Origin of the sequence: Pararhizobium gei, from assembly GCF_029223885.1 — a bacterium.
In the GTDB taxonomy this organism is placed as follows: Bacteria; Pseudomonadota; Alphaproteobacteria; order Rhizobiales; family Rhizobiaceae; genus Pararhizobium; species Pararhizobium gei.
This window is the reverse complement of record NZ_CP119409.1, coordinates 1,231,461-1,248,458: the sequence shown is the minus strand read 5'-3', so window position 1 is coordinate 1,248,458 and position 16,998 is coordinate 1,231,461. Positions and strand designations below refer to the sequence as shown.

Annotated in this window: 15 protein-coding genes and 1 tRNA gene; 8 read left to right on the top strand and 8 right to left on the bottom strand. The window is 61.3% G+C overall.

Going from position 1 to position 16,998, the window contains the following annotated elements; translation table 11 throughout:
- Positions 1–35: 35 nt before the first annotated feature.
- From PY308_RS05830 to PY308_RS05815, 4 genes are all read right to left on the bottom strand, one after another.
- Positions 36–494, bottom strand: a complete 459-nt coding sequence (locus PY308_RS05830; RefSeq protein ID WP_275789174.1) for a hypothetical protein — start codon at positions 492–494, stop codon at positions 36–38.
- A 4-nt stretch (positions 495–498) separates the two neighbouring features.
- On the bottom strand, positions 499–1,827 hold the full coding sequence (glcF, locus tag PY308_RS05825; protein ID WP_275789173.1) for a glycolate oxidase subunit GlcF: 1,329 nt from the start codon (positions 1,825–1,827) through the stop codon (positions 499–501).
- Between the two features lie 172 nt (positions 1,828–1,999).
- Positions 2,000–3,202, bottom strand: a complete 1,203-nt coding sequence (locus PY308_RS05820; protein ID WP_275789171.1) for an FAD-binding protein — start codon at positions 3,200–3,202, stop codon at positions 2,000–2,002.
- Entirely contained in the window at positions 3,199–4,638 is a 1,440-nt protein-coding gene (locus tag PY308_RS05815; RefSeq protein WP_275789169.1) for an FAD-binding oxidoreductase, read from the bottom strand. The genes PY308_RS05820 and PY308_RS05815 overlap by 4 nt, the downstream gene beginning before the upstream one ends.
- Positions 4,639–4,744: 106 nt before the next feature.
- Between PY308_RS05815 and PY308_RS05810 the strand changes: the two genes are divergently transcribed.
- Positions 4,745–5,641 (top strand): LysR family transcriptional regulator, encoded by an 897-nt coding sequence (locus tag PY308_RS05810; protein WP_275789167.1) that lies wholly within the window; start codon positions 4,745–4,747, stop codon positions 5,639–5,641.
- Here PY308_RS05810 and PY308_RS05805 read toward each other — a convergent pair.
- Together PY308_RS05805 and PY308_RS05800 are read right to left on the bottom strand one after the other, a co-directional pair.
- On the bottom strand, positions 5,626–7,056 hold the full coding sequence (locus tag PY308_RS05805; RefSeq protein WP_275789165.1) for a DUF6880 family protein: 1,431 nt from the start codon (positions 7,054–7,056) through the stop codon (positions 5,626–5,628). The genes PY308_RS05810 and PY308_RS05805 overlap by 16 nt on opposite strands.
- 37 nt (positions 7,057–7,093) lie before the next feature.
- Positions 7,094–8,377, bottom strand: coding sequence for a DUF3422 family protein (locus PY308_RS05800; RefSeq protein WP_275789163.1), 1,284 nt, complete (start codon positions 8,375–8,377; stop codon positions 7,094–7,096).
- A 159-nt stretch (positions 8,378–8,536) separates the two neighbouring features.
- Here PY308_RS05800 and PY308_RS05795 point away from each other — a divergent pair, with 159 nt between their 5' ends.
- The 6 genes from PY308_RS05795 (at position 8,537) to PY308_RS05770 (ending at position 14,861) form a co-directional block, all read left to right on the top strand.
- Complete coding sequence (locus PY308_RS05795; RefSeq protein ID WP_275789161.1) at positions 8,537–9,379, top strand: FadR/GntR family transcriptional regulator; 843 nt, start codon at positions 8,537–8,539, stop codon at positions 9,377–9,379.
- A 237-nt stretch (positions 9,380–9,616) separates the two neighbouring features.
- Positions 9,617–10,123 carry an NUDIX hydrolase gene (locus tag PY308_RS05790; protein ID WP_275789159.1) on the top strand — a complete coding sequence of 169 codons (507 nt, stop codon included), beginning with the start codon at positions 9,617–9,619 and terminating at the stop codon, positions 10,121–10,123.
- 18 nt (positions 10,124–10,141) lie between these two features.
- Entirely contained in the window at positions 10,142–11,677 is a 1,536-nt protein-coding gene (locus PY308_RS05785) for an inorganic phosphate transporter (protein ID WP_275789157.1), read from the top strand.
- Between the two features lie 10 nt (positions 11,678–11,687).
- Positions 11,688–12,467, top strand: a complete 780-nt coding sequence (locus tag PY308_RS05780) for a 16S rRNA (uracil(1498)-N(3))-methyltransferase (protein WP_275789155.1) — start codon at positions 11,688–11,690, stop codon at positions 12,465–12,467.
- Positions 12,468–12,572: 105 nt separating this feature from the next.
- The gene (locus PY308_RS05775; protein ID WP_275789153.1) at positions 12,573–13,946 is read left to right on the top strand and encodes a glutamate--cysteine ligase; all 1,374 of its coding nucleotides are present in this window, start codon (positions 12,573–12,575) and stop codon (positions 13,944–13,946) included.
- 84 nt (positions 13,947–14,030) lie between these two features.
- Positions 14,031–14,861 carry a DUF937 domain-containing protein gene (locus tag PY308_RS05770; RefSeq protein WP_275789151.1) on the top strand — a complete coding sequence of 277 codons (831 nt, stop codon included), beginning with the start codon at positions 14,031–14,033 and terminating at the stop codon, positions 14,859–14,861.
- A 172-nt stretch (positions 14,862–15,033) separates the two neighbouring features.
- On the opposite strand, the gene PY308_RS05765 is transcribed toward PY308_RS05770, so the two are convergent.
- A tRNA-OTHER gene (locus tag PY308_RS05765) sits at positions 15,034–15,109 on the bottom strand.
- 322 nt (positions 15,110–15,431) lie between these two features.
- Positions 15,432–15,725: a YjiS-like domain-containing protein gene (locus PY308_RS05760; RefSeq protein ID WP_275789149.1), complete on the bottom strand. Its 294-nt coding sequence runs from the start codon at positions 15,723–15,725 to the stop codon at positions 15,432–15,434.
- 225 nt (positions 15,726–15,950) lie between these two features.
- On the opposite strand from PY308_RS05760, the gene PY308_RS05755 reads away from it, so the two are divergent.
- Positions 15,951–16,901, top strand: coding sequence for a LysR substrate-binding domain-containing protein (locus PY308_RS05755; protein ID WP_275789147.1), 951 nt, complete (start codon positions 15,951–15,953; stop codon positions 16,899–16,901).
- Positions 16,902–16,998: the final 97 nt, after the last annotated feature.

The following is a 16,998-nucleotide window of genomic DNA, read 5'->3' as shown; positions in this document are numbered from 1 at the left end:
CCCCCGTGACGGACATGCGCGGGCCGATGTGTGATTTACCCGGCGGAGCAACTGGCGCGTCCGGTTTTTTCGATCTGCTGCTCCGTCGATCCCGGCAACGGTTCGGCACGGTAAAGGACCATGCGATAGGTCCCGCTGTAGCCCGTTTCCTCGTCCCCCTCGCTCACCGTTTCGATCGCCAGATCGAGGGACGAAAAGGGGCCCTCCTCGGTTTCCGCGTAAATCCTGAGTTTCAGTTCCTTGCCGTAGAGCCAGTGATGCGGCAAACGGCTTTTATCGATGGCAATGCGACGCAACCTCTCACTCGCGAAGGGGTCACGGATTTCCACCGTGCCTGACGGGTTGAGTAGCGCCTCGCCGAGGCCGTGGCTGAAGCTGCTTTCGACATCAAGCTTCAGGACTTCATCGTCGATCGAGCAGGAAAATCCGCCGGTTGCGAAAGCGCTGGAACTCCAGACAACACAAAGCCCGGCGGCAAGCAGGAACCGTTTCATGTCGTCACCCCCCGTTGATAGACGCGCTCCGCAACGAGGATAATGCAGCCGGACGGTCTCCGCCATAGGCCCAGTCCAGCAGTTCGACGGTGTGCAGGATTGGGATTGCAGTCCCGGTCGCGATCTGGGTGATGCAGCCGATATTGCCGGTGGCGATGATGTCGGCTTTCGTCGCCTCGATGTTCTTCACCTTGCGGGCTTTCAGCGTCGCCGAAATCTCCGGCTGCAGGATGTTGTAGGTGCCGGCCGAGCCGCAGCACAAATGTCCTTCAGCCGGATCGCGAACAGTGAAACCGGCCCCTTTTAAAAGCAGCTTCGGCGCAAGCGTGATCTTCTGGCCGTGCTGCATCGAGCAGGCCGAGTGGTAGGCAACCGTAAGGCCCTTGGCTTCCTGCCGGGGCAGGTCCAGGCCGGACAAATACTCGGTGATGTCCTTTGCCAGTGCCGAGACGCGCGCCGCCTTGTCCGCATATTCGGGATCGAGCCGCAGCATGTGGCCATAGTCCTTGATCGTCGTGCCGCAGCCCGACGCGGTGATGACGATCGCATCCAGCCCGCCCTCGTCGGCCGCCTCGATCCAGACATCGACATTGCGGCGGGCGGCGGCAAGGGCGTGTTCTTCCCGCCCCATATGGTGAACCAGCGCGCCGCAGCAGCCCTCGCCTTGCGGCATGACGACCTCGACGCCGAGCCGCGTCAGAAGCCGGATCGTCGCCTCGTTGATCCCGGGGTTCAGCACGGGCTGGGCGCAGCCGGTGAGAAGGGCAACGCGGCCGCGCTTCTCTGCCTGAGCCTCGCGCGTGCCTGCCGCTGACGCGGCGGACGGGACCGGCAGACGGCGCGGCGCCAGATCCAGCATCACGCCGAATGTCTTCAGGAAAGGCACCCGCTTCATCAGCCCGGCGAGCGGACGGCCGAGCTGCGCTGCCTTAAGCGCCAGACGGAACCGGCCGGGATACGGCAGGACGGCTGCCAAGACGGCGCGCACCAGCCGGTCCTTCAGCGGCCGCGTATAGGTGTTTTCGATATGGACCCGGGCATGATCGATCAGATGCATATAATCGACGCCGGAGGGACAGGTTGTCGTGCAGGCAAGGCAGGAGAGACAGCGATCGATATGGGTGACGACCTCCTTGTCCGCCGCCCGGCCGTTTTCCAGCATGTCCTTGATGAGATAAATTCGGCCGCGCGGACTGTCGAGTTCGTTACCGAGCGTCACATAGGTGGGACAGGTCGCGGTGCAGAAGCCGCAATGCACGCATTTGCGCAAGATCGCCTCGGATTGGGCGACATGCGGATCGGCAAGCTGGGCGGGGGTGAAATTGGTTTGCATCAGAAGGGACCTTGGGAGATTGCGGCGCGTTCCCCCCCTCTGTCCCTTTGGGACATCTCCCCCTCAAGGGGGGAGATCATTCTTTTCCCCCTCGGCACAAAGCTTGCGGCCGATCTCTCCCCTTGAGGGGGAAATGTCACGACGTAACAGAGGGGGGTAACGTCCGGCATGCTCATCCCATCTTCCCCGGATTGAAAATCCGCTTCGCATCGAATTTTTGCCGCACCCGCTCCGAAAGGGCGGCGATGGCCGGAGCCTGCGGTTCAAAGGCCGGCGTGAGGGGGCGCAGAGTTTCGGGCGCCCGCATCAGTGTTGCGTGGCCTCCACCAAGATGCTTGATATAGCGACGAATGAGATCGGCCTCCGGGTCCGCCTCCATGCGCAGCCAGACAAGACCGCCCTGCCAATCGTAGAAGGCATCGACGCCCGCCTCCAGGCGCAGCGCAGCGACAAGCCGGTGTCCGGCAGACGGCGCGACCGAGACGCGCCAGAGCGGCTTCTCCGTTGCGTCGGCATAGGGCCTGATGTCGCGGATCTCGCGCCAGAGCCGCGTCGTCGCATCATGATCGAGCGTCGTGATGCGACCGTTCGCGGCAAAGGCGGCACGGAGTTTTTCGCTGCGGACATCGACCGAGGCGGCAAGGCCCTCGATGCGCAGGACCGTTGCCGGGCCATCCGGCAAAGCGCCGTCGAGGAAGCGGGACCGGACACTTTCCGGAAGATGCGCAGCGCCGCAAACTTCCACCGGCAGCGCCATGGCGCTGGCCATCACCTTGGACGCTTCCGCGTCGTCCAATCCGGAAAGAGCGAGCGTCGCCGCAGCCGGCGGCAGGGGCAAAACCTTGAAGGTAACCTCGGTCAACAGCCCCAGCGTACCATGCGCGCCGCAGAGCAGCTTGACGAGATCGAGCCCGGTGACGTTCTTCATCACCTTGCCGCCCGATCTGATGATCTCGCCCGCACCATTGACGAAGCGGATGCCGAGCAGATGGTCGCGCGCCGCTCCGGCCGTGATCCGGCGCGGGCCAGACGCATTGGTGGCGAACACGCCACCAATGGTGGGCTCGCCTGGCGTCCCCATGATCCCCCGGTGGTCTATCGGCTCGAAAGCCAGCATCTGGCGGTTTTCGGAGAGCGCGGCCTCGATCTCGGCCATCGGCGTGCCGGCTTTTGCCGTCATGGTCATTTCAGCCGGGACGTAGGAGACGATGCCCGAGAGTTTGCGGGCCGACAGGACACGGTCGGCCTGAACCGGGTTCCCGAGGCCCGAGCGGGTACCCCCACCCTGAAGCGTCAACGTCAGGCCGTTTCTGGCAACCGTCGCAATGATGCTGGCGGCTTCCGCTTCGGTTTCGGGTTCGAAGATCGGGATCATGCCGCGGGGCGCCCCTCGAGCGGAAAGACCTTGGACGGGTTCATGATCCATTGCGGATCGAAAGCGGCCCGCGCCGCCATCTGTTGGTCGAGATCGGCCTGGCTGAACTGGTGGCGCATCAGGTCGCGTTTTTCGATGCCGACACCATGCTCGCCGGTGAGGCAGCCGCCGACATCGACGCAGAGCCTCAAAATGTCATTGCCGGCCGCTTCCGCCCGCGCGGCATCCTCGGGGTCGTTGATGTTGTAGAGGATCAACGGATGCATGTTGCCGTCGCCGGCATGGAATACATTGGCGACGCGCAAGCCGTAGCTGTCGATGATCTCGGCGGTTTTCTTCAGCACGTGGGACAGCTGGCTGAGCGGCACCGTGCCGTCCATGCAGATATAGTCGGCGATCCGGCCCGTGGCCCCGAAGGCCGATTTCCGGCCCTTCCAGATGGCAGCCGCTTCGGTTGCCGATTGGCATTCCCTGATGGCCGACACCCCGTGGCGGCGAGCGATCTCGATGATACCAGCCAGCATCGCATCCATCTCCGCCTCCGATCCCTCGACCTCGACGATCAAAAGCGCCTCGACATCCATGGGATAGCCGGCCTTGGCGAAGGCCTCGCAGATGTCGATGGCGGGCTTGTCCATGAACTCGATGGCCACCGGGATGATGCCGGAGCCGATGATCTCGGCTACGCAGGCCCCGGCCTCCTCGGAGGAGGGAAAGCCGAACAGAACCGGGCGCGCGCCCTCCGGCTTGGCAAGCAGCCGAACCGTCGCCTCTGTGACGATGCCCAATTGTCCCTCGGAGCCGCAGACGAGGCCAAGCAGATCGTAACCCGCTGCATCGAGCGCCTTGCCGCCCAGCTCGATGACCGTGCCGTCGAACAGCACCATCGTCACGCCAAGCAGATTGTTGGTCGTTACGCCATATTTCAGACAGTGCGCGCCGCCGGAATTCATGCCGATATTGCCGCCGATCGTGCAGGCGAGCTGCGAACTCGGGTCCGGCGCGTAGAAGAAGCCCTCGGCGGTTACCGCTTCGGAAATATTGAGATTGGTCACACCCGCCTGCACCGTCGCCGTCCGGTTGGCGTAGTCGAGGTCGAGAATGCGCGACATTTTCGACAGACCGATCACCACCGCGTCGGATTGCGGGATGGCGCCGCCACAGAGCGATGTCCCTGCCCCGCGCGGCACGACAGGAATGCCGTAGCGACTGCAATATTTGAGGACCGCCGCCACCTGCGCCGTGGTCTGCGGCAGAGCGACGGCCAGCGGCACCTGCCGATAGGCGATGAAGGCATCCGTCTCGAATGGAACGAGGCCGCGTTCGTCGCTGATCAGGCAGCCGGGTGGCAGCAACTCGGCAAGATCTTCGACGACCGCGTCGCGGCGGGCAAGGACATTCTGCTTCGGCGCCAGAAAGGCAATCGTCTCCGGCATCTTGGACTCCCTATCCCGATCAAGTGGTATCTTTTCTTTACCACTTACATCCTGCTGGAGCAAATGCTAAACACTTGTTCTTTTTATGCAACAATGGAGGGGATTGATGACGAATCTGGGGGATCTCGAGATCTTCAGTCGAGTGGTGTCCACTGGCAGCATGTCGGCGGCCGGACGGGCACTCGGTTTTTCGCCGGCCGTCATTTCCAAGCGGATCAAACGGTTGGAAGACCGGCTCGGCACGCGCCTGTTTCAACGCACGACGCGCCAGATCTCCCTGACAGAAGCGGGCCAGGGTTTCCACGACCGGGTGCTCGGCATCCTCGCCGGTATCGAGGATGCCGAGGCATTCGTTGCGGGCCGGTCGGCGCAAGCACAAGGCATGCTACGGCTGACGGCCCCAACGTCCTTCGGCCGCATGCATATCGCGCCGCACCTCTCGCGATTCATGGATGTCCACCACGACCTTTCCGTGAACATTGTCCTCTCGGATGAATTCAGCGACATTGTTGCCGAAGGCTTCGATCTGGCGATCCGTATCGGCGAACTCAGCGATTCGAGCCTTGTAGCGCGAAAGCTGGCGCCAGTGCGCCGCATTCTCTGCGCGTCACCCGGTTACATTGAGCGCCATGGCGAACCGTCGAGCATTGATGATCTCAACAACCATATCTGCCTGCGGCCGCACAACAACGATACATGGAAGCTTGAAAGCCCGGACGGGCTGCTGATCTACAAACCGCAGGGCCGGCTGATCACCAACTCCTCGGAGGTAGTGCGCGAGGCCGTTCTCTCGGGGGCGGGCATCGCGTTGCGCTCGACCTGGGATATCGGCGGCGAATTGAAATCGGGGCGACTGGTGCAGATATTGCCAGCGTTTGAGGGCTCACGGAACCTCATCGTCTCGGCGCTTTATCCAAGCCGCCAGTTTTTGCCCGCCAAGACCCGCCTGTTCATCGACTTCCTGGCGGAACTCTACGGGCAGCAACCTTACTGGGAGCGGTAAAGCTCCGCAGGGACCTTTTCCCAGAAACCGTATCTGCGGCCGTGCTTTTCCCGCAATGCGGCAACATAGGCCGCATGCGGCATCAACCCCTCGTTGCCGCCTGGGCGGGCCGCCAGTGTCGACAACGTCGTAAAATAAGCTGCGGCATCGCCGTAGGCGCTCAGCAGCCCTCCGCCAACGATCTGATCGACAAGCGTGCGATAGAGGACGGTTGCGGCGGCAGGGTATTGATCTTGAAGCGCTTCGGCAGCCTGCGGGAGCATATCGCCGAACTCGTTCTTCCAGCGGCCGCCATGATCCAGCACGTAGCGGGCAGCCAGATCGAGCCTTGGCCAGGACAGATAGAAATACAGGGCCGCAAGCAGGTCCTTGTGGCGATCCACAAAAGCAAAAGCCTTGTCCAGCGCCTCGAATTCCTCGAAATCGCCTGCCTTGTCGATATATTCCCGCAGCATCGCAACATCGAGCCGCTGCTCGAAAGCCTTCCAGCGCAAGGCCTGGGCGGCAGGTCGATCCTTCAGGCCATCAAGGATCGCTGCTTCCAGCTTGTCCCGATCCGGCGGGGCTGTGAGAGCGCCACTCAAAAGATCGACGCGGCGGACAAAGCCGACACGGGCCTTGCGGGGCTTGCGAACCCAGGTTAGCGCATCGGCGTGACGGCCTGCGGCCAACAGTTTTTCCGCAAGTATAATCGGCTCCTGCAGGGTGGCTGGCAAGGCCTCCTCGATTGCCACATGGGCTCCGATGTCGCCGCATGCCTCGGCGATGGCCCGGCGCACATGCACTACCGCGGGCAAAATGGTCGTGCCGGCGGGAATAGTCATGACTTTCGCGAGAGTCTGGTCCCATGCTTTCAGGATATCCGGCGGAAGCACCGGCGCAATCTTCACGGCCAGCAGTGTCTTGAAACCATAATAATCCGTACCCTCCAGCCCGGAGTTCAGGAGAGAGGGGATCCGCACCCGTTGTTCCGCGGGTGCCGCAGCAGCCAGCAGCGCCGCGGCGTCACAAGCCTGCGCGTAAATTCCGGCAATGCGTCCGCTCGAGTCATTGACGCGCTCGGCGATACCCTCATAACCGAGGACAAAGCGGATCAGCCTCTCAAGCGCCATCGCCGGATCGACCGCGCCAAATTCCTTGACGATGCTGGCAGAGATGCTCTCGAGATCGTTGCCGAACGCCTTTTCCTTCTGCCAGCGGATGCGCGTGCGGGATTTTTCGAGCGCGGCCAAGCGGGTGTCGATCAGTTTCCCCACGGCCGCACCACCGCCGACGCCGGCCAGGGCCGCGTTCAGACGCTTCTTGAAGGACGGATTGAGACCGGCTTCGTCGAGCACGATCCCGATCAGTTTTTCGAGGCCGAGAACGGTCAGGCCGTTCCGGTCGAGCTTCGCCTTTTTCGCTGTTTTCGCCATGCGTGTTCAAGCCGAATCGTTTGCCGGTTCCTTACCTTTAAAGGCGTTCCCGATCCTCGTCCTCATGATGTTTGCGGATGCGCCGGACAGTCAGCCAGATGACGAGTATGGCGACGGGCACGAAAAAGCCGGTGAGCACGCTGGACTTGACCGGCAGCCCCTCGCTTTCCAGCGCCTTGGCGAGATAGCCGAACAGGCCGACGACATAGTAGGAGATCGCGGCCACCGAGAGACCTTCCACGGTCTGCTGCAACCGCAGTTGCAGCCTGGCACGGCGATCCATCGAATTGAGCAGGGCGCTGTTTTGTCGCTCCAGTTCGACATCGACCCAGCTTCTGAGGAGTGCCGTGGCCCGCGTCAGCTTGCGGGAGAGGTTGGCCTGACGCTCCTCGACCGACTGGCATGTGCGCATGGCCGGCGCCAGGCGCCGCTCGAGAAAGGTGCCGAGCGTTTCGTATCCGGGCACACCGGTTTCGCCCAAAGAGCGGATGCGCTCCTGGACGATGCCGTTATAGGCGCGGCTGGCGCCGAAACGGTAGAGGCTCAACGCAGCGCCTGCCTCCAGTTCGGCGGCGAGAAGCGTGATCTCGGCCAGCATCTCGTCGGCCTTTTCGCGAACGCTGCCGCGCATTTTCTGGGTCACGCCGGTCAGGCCGTCCTCGATACGGCGAATATCGGGCGACAGGGATTGGGCGAGCGGCAGGCCGAGCATGGCGAGCGTCCGGTAGGTCTCGATATCGAGCAGCCGCTGCACCAGAGCCCCCGTCCCGGTCGCCGTCATGCCACGGTCGATGACGAGAATCTGCGTCAGGCCGTCGCCGTTCTGCCGAAAATCCGTGACGACGACGGCCTGGCCGTTCTTGACGTCGCTGTAACAGAGGCTGGTCGGATCGAATGCCGTCATGGCGGCCCGGGTCTCGTCATTGTCGGGCCGGATTTCCAGACGGATGCCCGAGATCAAGCTGCCGGGTGGCGAGAAGCCATCCCCGAACGGATGATTGATGACCTCTGCGCCGAACCGGTCGGGAGCGATCCCATCCCAAAAATAGGTGGAAAATTCGGTGTGGCGCTCCCAGCGAAGCGTGCCCTGCCCCCAGGAAATGGCATGATGGTTGACCTCGCGGCCCGGCGGCGAAACGCCGCTGGCGCGGGACAGATCGGACAGGACGGCATGATCGACAACGGAACCGCCGTCGGTCATGAAAGCCAGCTGAAAAATCACCCGGGGAGACGTGACGAGCGCATAGGGACGCGCGTGGATTTCGCCCAGCGCCTGAGCCCGGGCCGGCGCTGCCGGAAAGCCAAAACTTCTTTTCACCACAATGTGTTCCCTCACCCGCCCTTGATAGCCTTTTAGCAACAGATGCAGCGGGATGGAAAGGACGCTTTGACGCAGCCTGACGTCGCGGACGGACGAAAAGTGGCTAAAGAAATTGACCACTTTCCGGGGCATGGTAGATTGGCACCACGGAGACCTGCCATGACCGACGCAATCATCGATGCCTTCGCCCGCATCCCGCAAAGCCGGACATCGGCCGAAATCATCCAGCAGATCGAACTGCTTATCCTGGAAGGCGTGTTGCGCGACCACGAACGTCTGCCAAGCGAACGCGATCTCTCCAGCCGCTTCGACGTCTCGCGTCCCATTCTTCGGGAAGCGCTGAAAGAACTGGAAAGCCGCGGCCTGCTTGTCAGCCACCACGGCGGCGGCACCTTCGTTGCCGATGTCATCGGTCAGATCTTCTCGAAACCGGTGATCGAACTGATCGGCCGGCACCAGAAGGCGACGCAGGATTACCTGGAATACCGGCGTGAACTGGAAGGAATGACCGCGCAATTCGCGGCGGAACGCGCCACCCGTTTCGACAGGGACATGCTGACGCGGATCATGGAGGAAATGCGCGCTGCCCATGCCTCCGCTTCCGCCGAGGGCGGACTGAAGGCTGATGTCGAGTTCCACAGCGCCATTGGCGAAGCGGCCCACAACATGATCCTGCTGCACACGATGCGGGCATGTTACCGGCTGCTCAGCGAGGGCATCTTCTTCAGCCGCGAAGTGCTTTTCGCGCAGGCCGAGGCCGGGCACAGGCTGCTTGCCCAGCACGAGGCAATTTACGATGCGATCATGAGCGGCGATGCGCAGGCAGCGAGAGCGTCCGCGCAGACGCATATCGATTTCATCATCAGCGCCACGCAGGCAGCGGAAAGGACCGGAGAATGGGCCCGGATCTCGCAATTGCGGCTGCAGCAGCGAGCCCGGCAGTCTTCCATTCCCGCGCCCGCGGCGACCGTCGTCGGCCAGAAGCAGCGCAAAGAGCGGTGAAAATCTGCGGCAGCCGCGCGCATGGCGTAAACACAATCGAAAAAGACGCAAAAGGCCCCTTTCAAGCAGGCAATCTCTTTAAATTGAACATATTCCGCCTTGCCTCCCCTACAGGATGACGTGGCAAGACCTATATAGGCTGTATCGAACTGTGTGTTTACAGCCTGCCGCAAGCAGGCGAAGATAACACTATTGCAGATTATCGATTCTCTCACTTTCTTAAAGGATGCCCGGACGTTGAATATATTGAATCGTATTGCCGCAGATGTCCGCCTTATGTTCCGCCGGCCGGTGCGAATGCAGTGTGGCGCGCTGTGCTATCGGTTCAAGAAAAAGAGCGCGATGCCGGAAATGCTGCTGATTACCAGCCGCGATACGGGCCGATGGGTCATTCCCAAGGGCTGGCCGATGGAGGGCAAGCTTTGCCACGAGGCCGCCGCCCGGGAGGCTTATGAGGAGGCCGGCGTCAAGGGCCATGCAAGTGATGAAAAAATTGGCTTTTACATGTACGACAAGGGCCTGAACAACGGCCTTAAGGTGGAGTGCATGGTTCAGGTCTATCCTGTCGTGGTTCTTGACATGCTCAAGAACTTTCCAGAGAAGGGCAGCCGCAAGCTGGAATGGGTGAGTTTTGGCGAGGCCGCCAAGCGCGTTGCCGAGCCGGCGCTGAAGACACTGATCCTGTCATATGAGCAACGGCTGCTTGGCACCATGAACCAGCCTTCGCGCAGCGCAGCAAGCTAGCGTGCATCGTGGGGTGGCATGACGCGGGAACTGGAAAAAGGGCCGGATCGCAAACCGCGTCCTCATCTCGAAAAACCGACGCTCGATAAATATCTCGAAAAGATCACGCTGACGGAAAAAGCGACGCACCAGGTTTTGAAGCCATGGGTGGGCATCGGTCTTGGCTTTGTCTTTCTGGTCATCACGATGAGCTTCGCCGCGGCCTATGTCGCGGATCAGCCGGGCTATCTCATCATCATCGCTGCTGCTGTCATCGCCGGATATATGGCGATGAACATCGGCGCGAACGATGTTACCAACAATGTCGGCGCGGCGGTCGGATCAAAAGCAATCACCATGACGACGGCGCTGGTGATCGCGGCGATCTTCGAAATCGTCGGAGCGGTCTTTGCCGGCGGGCGGGTCGTGGCGACGATCGAGGGCGGCATCATCGATATCGCGCAGATCCCGTCGCGCGAGCATTTCGTCTGGGTGATGATGGCCGCCCTGGTGTCTGCCGCAGCGTGGATCAACATCGCCACGTGGTCCGGGGCGCCGATATCGACCACGCATTCGGTCATTGGCGGAATTCTCGGCGCGGGGGTGACGGCGGCAGGCTTGTCGGCGGTGCACTGGCTGTCGCTCGCAGGCATTACCGCAAGCTGGATGATCTCGCCGCTTCTCGGTGGAGGCATAGCGGCACTGCTTCTGGCCTTCATCAAGACGTTCATTATCTACCGCGACGACAGGATCGACGCGGCCGTGTTCTGGACCCCCCTTCTCATCGCTGTGATGCTCGGCTCCTTCGGCTGCTATTTCGCCCTGGTCGGGCTTGAAAAGGTCGTGACCATCGGTCTCGGCACAGGCCTTTCGATCGGTCTTGTGGTCGGAGCCCTGACAGTGATGATCGCCCGGCCCTGGATCCGGCGGCAGGCGCAGGGCCTCGACAATCGCAGCCAGTCGTTGCGCATCTTTTTCCAGGTCCCGCTTATCCTGTCGGCGGCCCTGCTTTCCTTTGCCCATGGCGCCAACGACGTCTCGAACGCCGTCGGTCCGCTTTCAGCCATCGTTGCCAATATCGGCGGCTTTTCTTCACCTGCTGCAACCGCAGAAATACCGCTCTGGGTCATGCTGATCGGCGCCTTCGGCATTTCCTGCGGGCTTTTGCTGTTCGGCCCGAAGCTTATTCATGTGGTCGGCGAGGAGATTACGAAGCTCAATCCGGTGCGCGCCTTTTGCGTGGCGCTGGCGACGGCCGTTACCGTGATCCTTGCGACGACGCTCGGCTTGCCCGTTTCGACAACCCATACAGCCGTTGGTGCAGTGTTCGGCATCGGCTTTTTTCGGGAATGGTACACCCGAAACTCCAAGCGCCGTCTCGACTATGTGCGCCGCCGCACGGGACAGACGGATTTCGAGCGGCGAGCCGAACATAGCCCTGAAGAGGCGCAACGGCGACAGCTTGTGCGGCGCTCTCACTTCATGACCATTATCGGCGCCTGGGTGGTGACCGTTCCGATTTCGGCAGCACTTTCGGCCGTGATCTACACGATCCTTGCTGCCATCTTTATCTGAGGAAACAGACATGCGCGCAAATTTCCGCATGCAGCGGCTCTTTATAGACACGCCGATCGCCGCCGGCACGGCTTATGAGGCGGACAGGGAGCAATTCAATTATCTGGTCAATGTCCTGCGCTTCGAAGCCGGCGATGCGGTTCTCGTCTTCAACGGCCGGGACGGCGAATGGCGGGCGGAGCTTTCCTTTCCGTCCAAGAAACGGCTGCTGCTGACGGCAACCGAGCAGACGCGGCCGCAGCCGGCCCCCTGCGACCTGCATTATCTCTTTGCGCCGCTGAAGGTCGGGCGCCTCGACTACCTCCTGCAAAAGGCCGTCGAAATGGGCGCGGGACTTCTGCAGCCGGTCATGACCCAGCATGTGCAGGGCAGGATTACCAGTTTGGAACGGGTTCGCGCCAATGTCATCGAGGCGGCGGAGCAATGCGGCGTGCTGGGAATACCGACGGTCGGGGAACCGAAGAAGCTCGCCGAGGTGCTTGAGGAATGGCCAAAGGACAGGCGGCTTATATTCTGCGACGAGGGCGATGCGGGGCAGAATCCGCTGCCGGTTCTCGCAACGATAAAGGAGCGCAGACTGGCGCTTCTGGTTGGCCCGGAAGGCGGCTTTTCCGATGCCGAGCGCAGCCTGCTGCGCGGCCTTGATTTCGTTACGGCCATTCCGCTCGGCCCTCGGATTTTAAGGGCCGACACGGCCGCCGTCGCAGCCATGGCAATAATCCAGGCAACAATCGGCGATTGGGGCTATGCCGGCGTTTTTCCGGACGCTGGACAGGTCTTGAAAAATTGAACCGGCCTTGAAAGAATTTCACTTGCACCACGCGTGAAACCGGTTCAATCACCCTCCCTGATATCTGCCGTCCGGCAGGTTGCGCCCGTTCAAAAGAAGTCGATCATGGCCAGAGACACCACCGACCAGACGCCGGTTACCTCGCTTTCAGATCTGAGCGACTATCTGGCAGAAGGGAACAAGCCGAAGGAGAAGTTCCGCATCGGGACGGAGCACGAGAAGTTCGCCTTCTTCAGGGCCGACAATAGCCCCGTTCCCTATTCCGGCGAGGCCAGCATCTCGGCCCTTCTGAACGGCATGGCGCAGAAAAGCGGTTGGGAGCCGATCATCGACGCCGGCAACATCATCGGTCTTGCGGAACATTCCGGACAGGGTGCGATCTCGCTGGAGCCGGGCGGACAGTTCGAACTCTCCGGCGCGCCGCTCGAAAATCTGCACCAGACCTGTAAGGAATCCAACCGGCATCTGGCCGATCTGCGCGAGATCGCCGAACCGCTCGGCATCCGCTTCCTCGGCATCGGCGGCAGCCCCAAATGGACGCTGGCCGAGACGCCACGTATGCCAAAATCGCGCTACGACATCATGAGCCGTTACATGCCAAAGGTGGGCACCCAGGGCCTCGACATGATGTACCGCACCTGCACGATCCAGGTGAATCTCGATTTTTCCTCCGAAGAAGACATGCGCCGCAAGATGCAGGTGTCGCTCAAGCTTCAGCCGCTGTCGACGGCGCTGTTTGCAAGCTCGCCCTTTACTGACGGCAAGCCGAACGGCCTGCTCTCCTGGCGCGGCGATATCTGGCGCGATACCGACAACCGGCGCGCCGGCGTGTTACCTGCCGTCTTCAATGCCGATTTCGGCTTCGAGGACTATGTCACCTGGGCGCTTGACGTGCCGATGTACTTCGTCGTGCGCGACGGCAAATACCACGACTGTACCCATGTCACCTTCCGCCAGTTCATGGACGGCGCACTGAAGGGCGAGATCGCCGACTGGGAACCCAATATGGGCGACTGGACGAACCATCTGTCGACGCTGTTTCCCGATGTCAGGCTGAAACGCTTTCTCGAAATGCGCGGCGCCGATGGTGGTCCTTGGCGGCGCATCTGCGCCCTGCCCGCCTTCTGGGTCGGCTTGCTCTATGACGATGCGGCGCTCGCTGCTGCAGAAGACCTCACCCGGGACTGGACCTACGCGGAAACGCTCGCCATGCGCGACGCTGTTCCCGCTGCCGGCCTACGCGCCACGCATCGCGGCCTGCCGCTGTTCGATATTGCCAGGGAGGTCCTGTCGATCTCCCGCCTCGGACTGAAAAACCGCAATCGCCTGAACGGCGACGAGGTCGATGAGAGCATTTTCCTCGCGCCGCTGGATGAGGTCCTCGCCAAGAAGGCGACCCTGGCAGACGACCTGCTGTCGCTCTACAATGGTCGCTGGAACGGCACCGTCGATCCGGTGTTTGCCGACTACCAGTATTGAGCTTGTAAATAGCGGTTTCCAGCCGATTTTTTCCCGTTATAGTGCAACGACATGCGTCGTTTTGCCTGCAGGAGAGGACTGGATATGATCCCGCTTTTTGACATGATGATGAAGGCGCAGAACGGCGACGCCATGGAGGTCATGGCCAAGCAGTTCGGCCTTGCGCAGGAACAGATGACGCAGGCCACGGCCGCCCTGATGCCGGCCTTTTCCACCGCGCTCAAGCGAAACACCACCAATCCCTATGATTTCAGCGCCATGCTCTCGGCCATGTCGAGCGGCAATTATGCGCAATATTTCGAGGACCTTGGCAAGGCTTTCACACCAAAGGGACTGGCCGACGGCAACGCCATTCTCAGTCAACTGTTCGGCTCCAAGGACATGCTGCAGGCGATTTCCGGTCAGGCGGCGCAGATGACGGGCGTCGGTCAGGAAATCTACAAGCAGATGCTGCCGGTGATCGCCACGGCCATCATGGGCGGCCTGTTCAAGCAGGCGTCCGGGCAGCTTGGCGGGACCCCCAATCCCTTTGCCGGCACGCCGATGGAAGCGATGATGAAACCGTGGCTGGAAGCCTCCGGCTTCGCCAAAAAGCCGGAACCCGCCGCCAATCCGTTCGACAATCCCTTCACCCAGGCCATGCAGGGCTTTTTCAACGCTGGAAAACCGATGGAGAAGCAGGCGCCCGCGCCGGACATGTTCGCGGCCAATCCCTTCATCAAGGCCTTTCAGGACATGATGAAAGGCGCGCCAAAACCCGCGGAGCCCGAAAAGAAACCGGCGGATAGCAATCCCATGGCCCCCTTTGCCGACATGTTCAGCAGGATGTTTGACAGTGGCATCGAGGCGCAGAAGGAATATCAGAAGAGTATTGACGGGCTGTTCGAGACCTATCGGAAGAATACGGGTGGATGATGCAAAGGGCAGATCTGCGCCGCTGACGCGGCTCGGAAGTGTTGGGTCTGGGTAGACCAGTGGCTGCCCCGAAGAGCGCTCTTTATAGGTTACGAAGAGTTTTGCCGAAGCTGTGCGTCGCGAGTGTATTTGGAGGAATACGTCCGAACCCTCTTTCCGAATCGAAAGAGTGTGCGTCGGGCGGGATTTGAACCCGCAAGGGTTACCCCCCACGTTGTGACGTGACGTTACCATTCCGCAACCGACACACGGGTCGAATCGTAGCGGAATGCCCGCGCGTTTCAACAACACCTATCATCGCAGATCGGAAGAAGGCGGCCGACAGGCCGACACATGGCAACAAAACCCGCACCTTTCCGGTTGGAAGCGCTAATTAAAAAAGCCCGGCGCCGGTCCTTGTGGACCATGCACCGGGCAAGCAGCAGGGCATATTGGCTGTAACCCTGCGGGGAAAAGTGACGCGCAGAGGCGGCTGCGCGTCCTGTTGCGCGAAACGTCTTTCGACGTACGGGGCGCGCAACAGATTGTGATGGCCAGCCATCGCCGTGAAGGCAGGCTGACGGAACGGGATCAGTCGCGGCGGGCGCTCCTGTAATAGCTGTTGGCGCGGTTGCGCGAGGCCTGCATGAGTTGCCGGCCGGGTTCGCCGAACAGGGACAGGTCCAGAGCCTCGCGAAGCTCATCGCGGCACAATCCCAAGTCGAGCAGTTGGCGGTCGTCGAGATCCTCCAGCCTGCCGATGGCGCGGCGGTTTCGCAAGGCGTGCCACACCGATGTCAGCACGCCGATCAACGCCGTCTGTCGGGGTGCCGCGGCAAGCGTCCCTGCCAGAGTGAGATCGAGGGTGGTATCGGCCGTGCGCATGTCATTGCTCCTTTTTGCGGGCACGAAGCGGCTCTTCCCCGCAGAACGATCTGCGCGGGTGAAGAACCGAAACTGTTGAAAAACCGGACACTGGATGGTTTTCGACCAAACGGCGACCGATGCGATTTGCACGATCAAAATCGCAAATCCTTATTGATCAGTCCAACGAATGTTTCTAATGATATTCATCAAACAATTTTATGAGTAGTCTTTGGGGCTCCCGCCATGTCCGCACCGCTCGATATCGACCAGCTTCAGACCTTCGTCGCCATTGCCGATACCGGCAGCTTTACCAAGGCGGCGGATCGCGTCTTCAAGACGCAGTCGGCCGTTTCGATGCAGATGCGCAGGCTCGAAGAGCGCATCGGCAAGCAGCTTTTCGCCAAGGACGGCAGGGGCAACCGCCTAACATCCGAAGGCGACCGGCTTTTGAACTTCGCCCGGCGGATGATCCGGCTGAACAACGAGGCGATCGCGTCTTTCGATGACAATCGGCTGGAAGGGACGCTGCGCATCGGCACGCCCGACGACTATGCCGACCGCTACATGCCGGAGATCATCGTCCGTTTCGCCAAGACCCACCCCAATGTCGAGCTCTACATCATCTGCGAACCATCTGTGGATCTTGCCGAAAAGATGGCAAAGGGCGACCTCGATATTGCGCTCGTGACACACAATCCGCGCGCCCGCGCTTCCGATGTCGTGCGCACGGAGCCGCTTTGCTGGGTAAGCTCGATCAACCATCCCTTGCCTGAAAACGCGCCGGTGCCGCTTGCCGTCGGCAAACGCGACTGTCAATGGCGGCAGGCGGCCTGTGCAGCGCTCGACGCGACGGGCAAGGAATACAATATCCTGTTCACCAGTTGGTCTTCGACGGTCGTCGCTGCCGCGGTTCTTGCCGGCATGGCGGTCTCCGTGCTGCCGGAATCGGCGCTTCGGACGGGCATGAAAGTCCTGACGCAGGCGGATGGTTTTCCGGCGCTTGCGCCCGTGCAGATCGGCATCATGAAGCGGCCTGGCCTTTCGCCGTCGCTTTCCAACGCGATCACCAATCATATCACCGCTTGCCTCGACAATATCACGCCGACCGCTGCCACCGATGATCTGGATGGCGACATGAAGAACTTTCCGCGTTATCCGCGCCTGCGCCAAAGCCACATGCTGCCGGGTTGGTGACCGCTTGCCGGAAGGCGGCGGCTGGGACGGTCTGTGCCATGAACGGCAAAAGGCCGTGCATCACCCCGAGCACGGCCTTTTGTATTCCCCAATATAC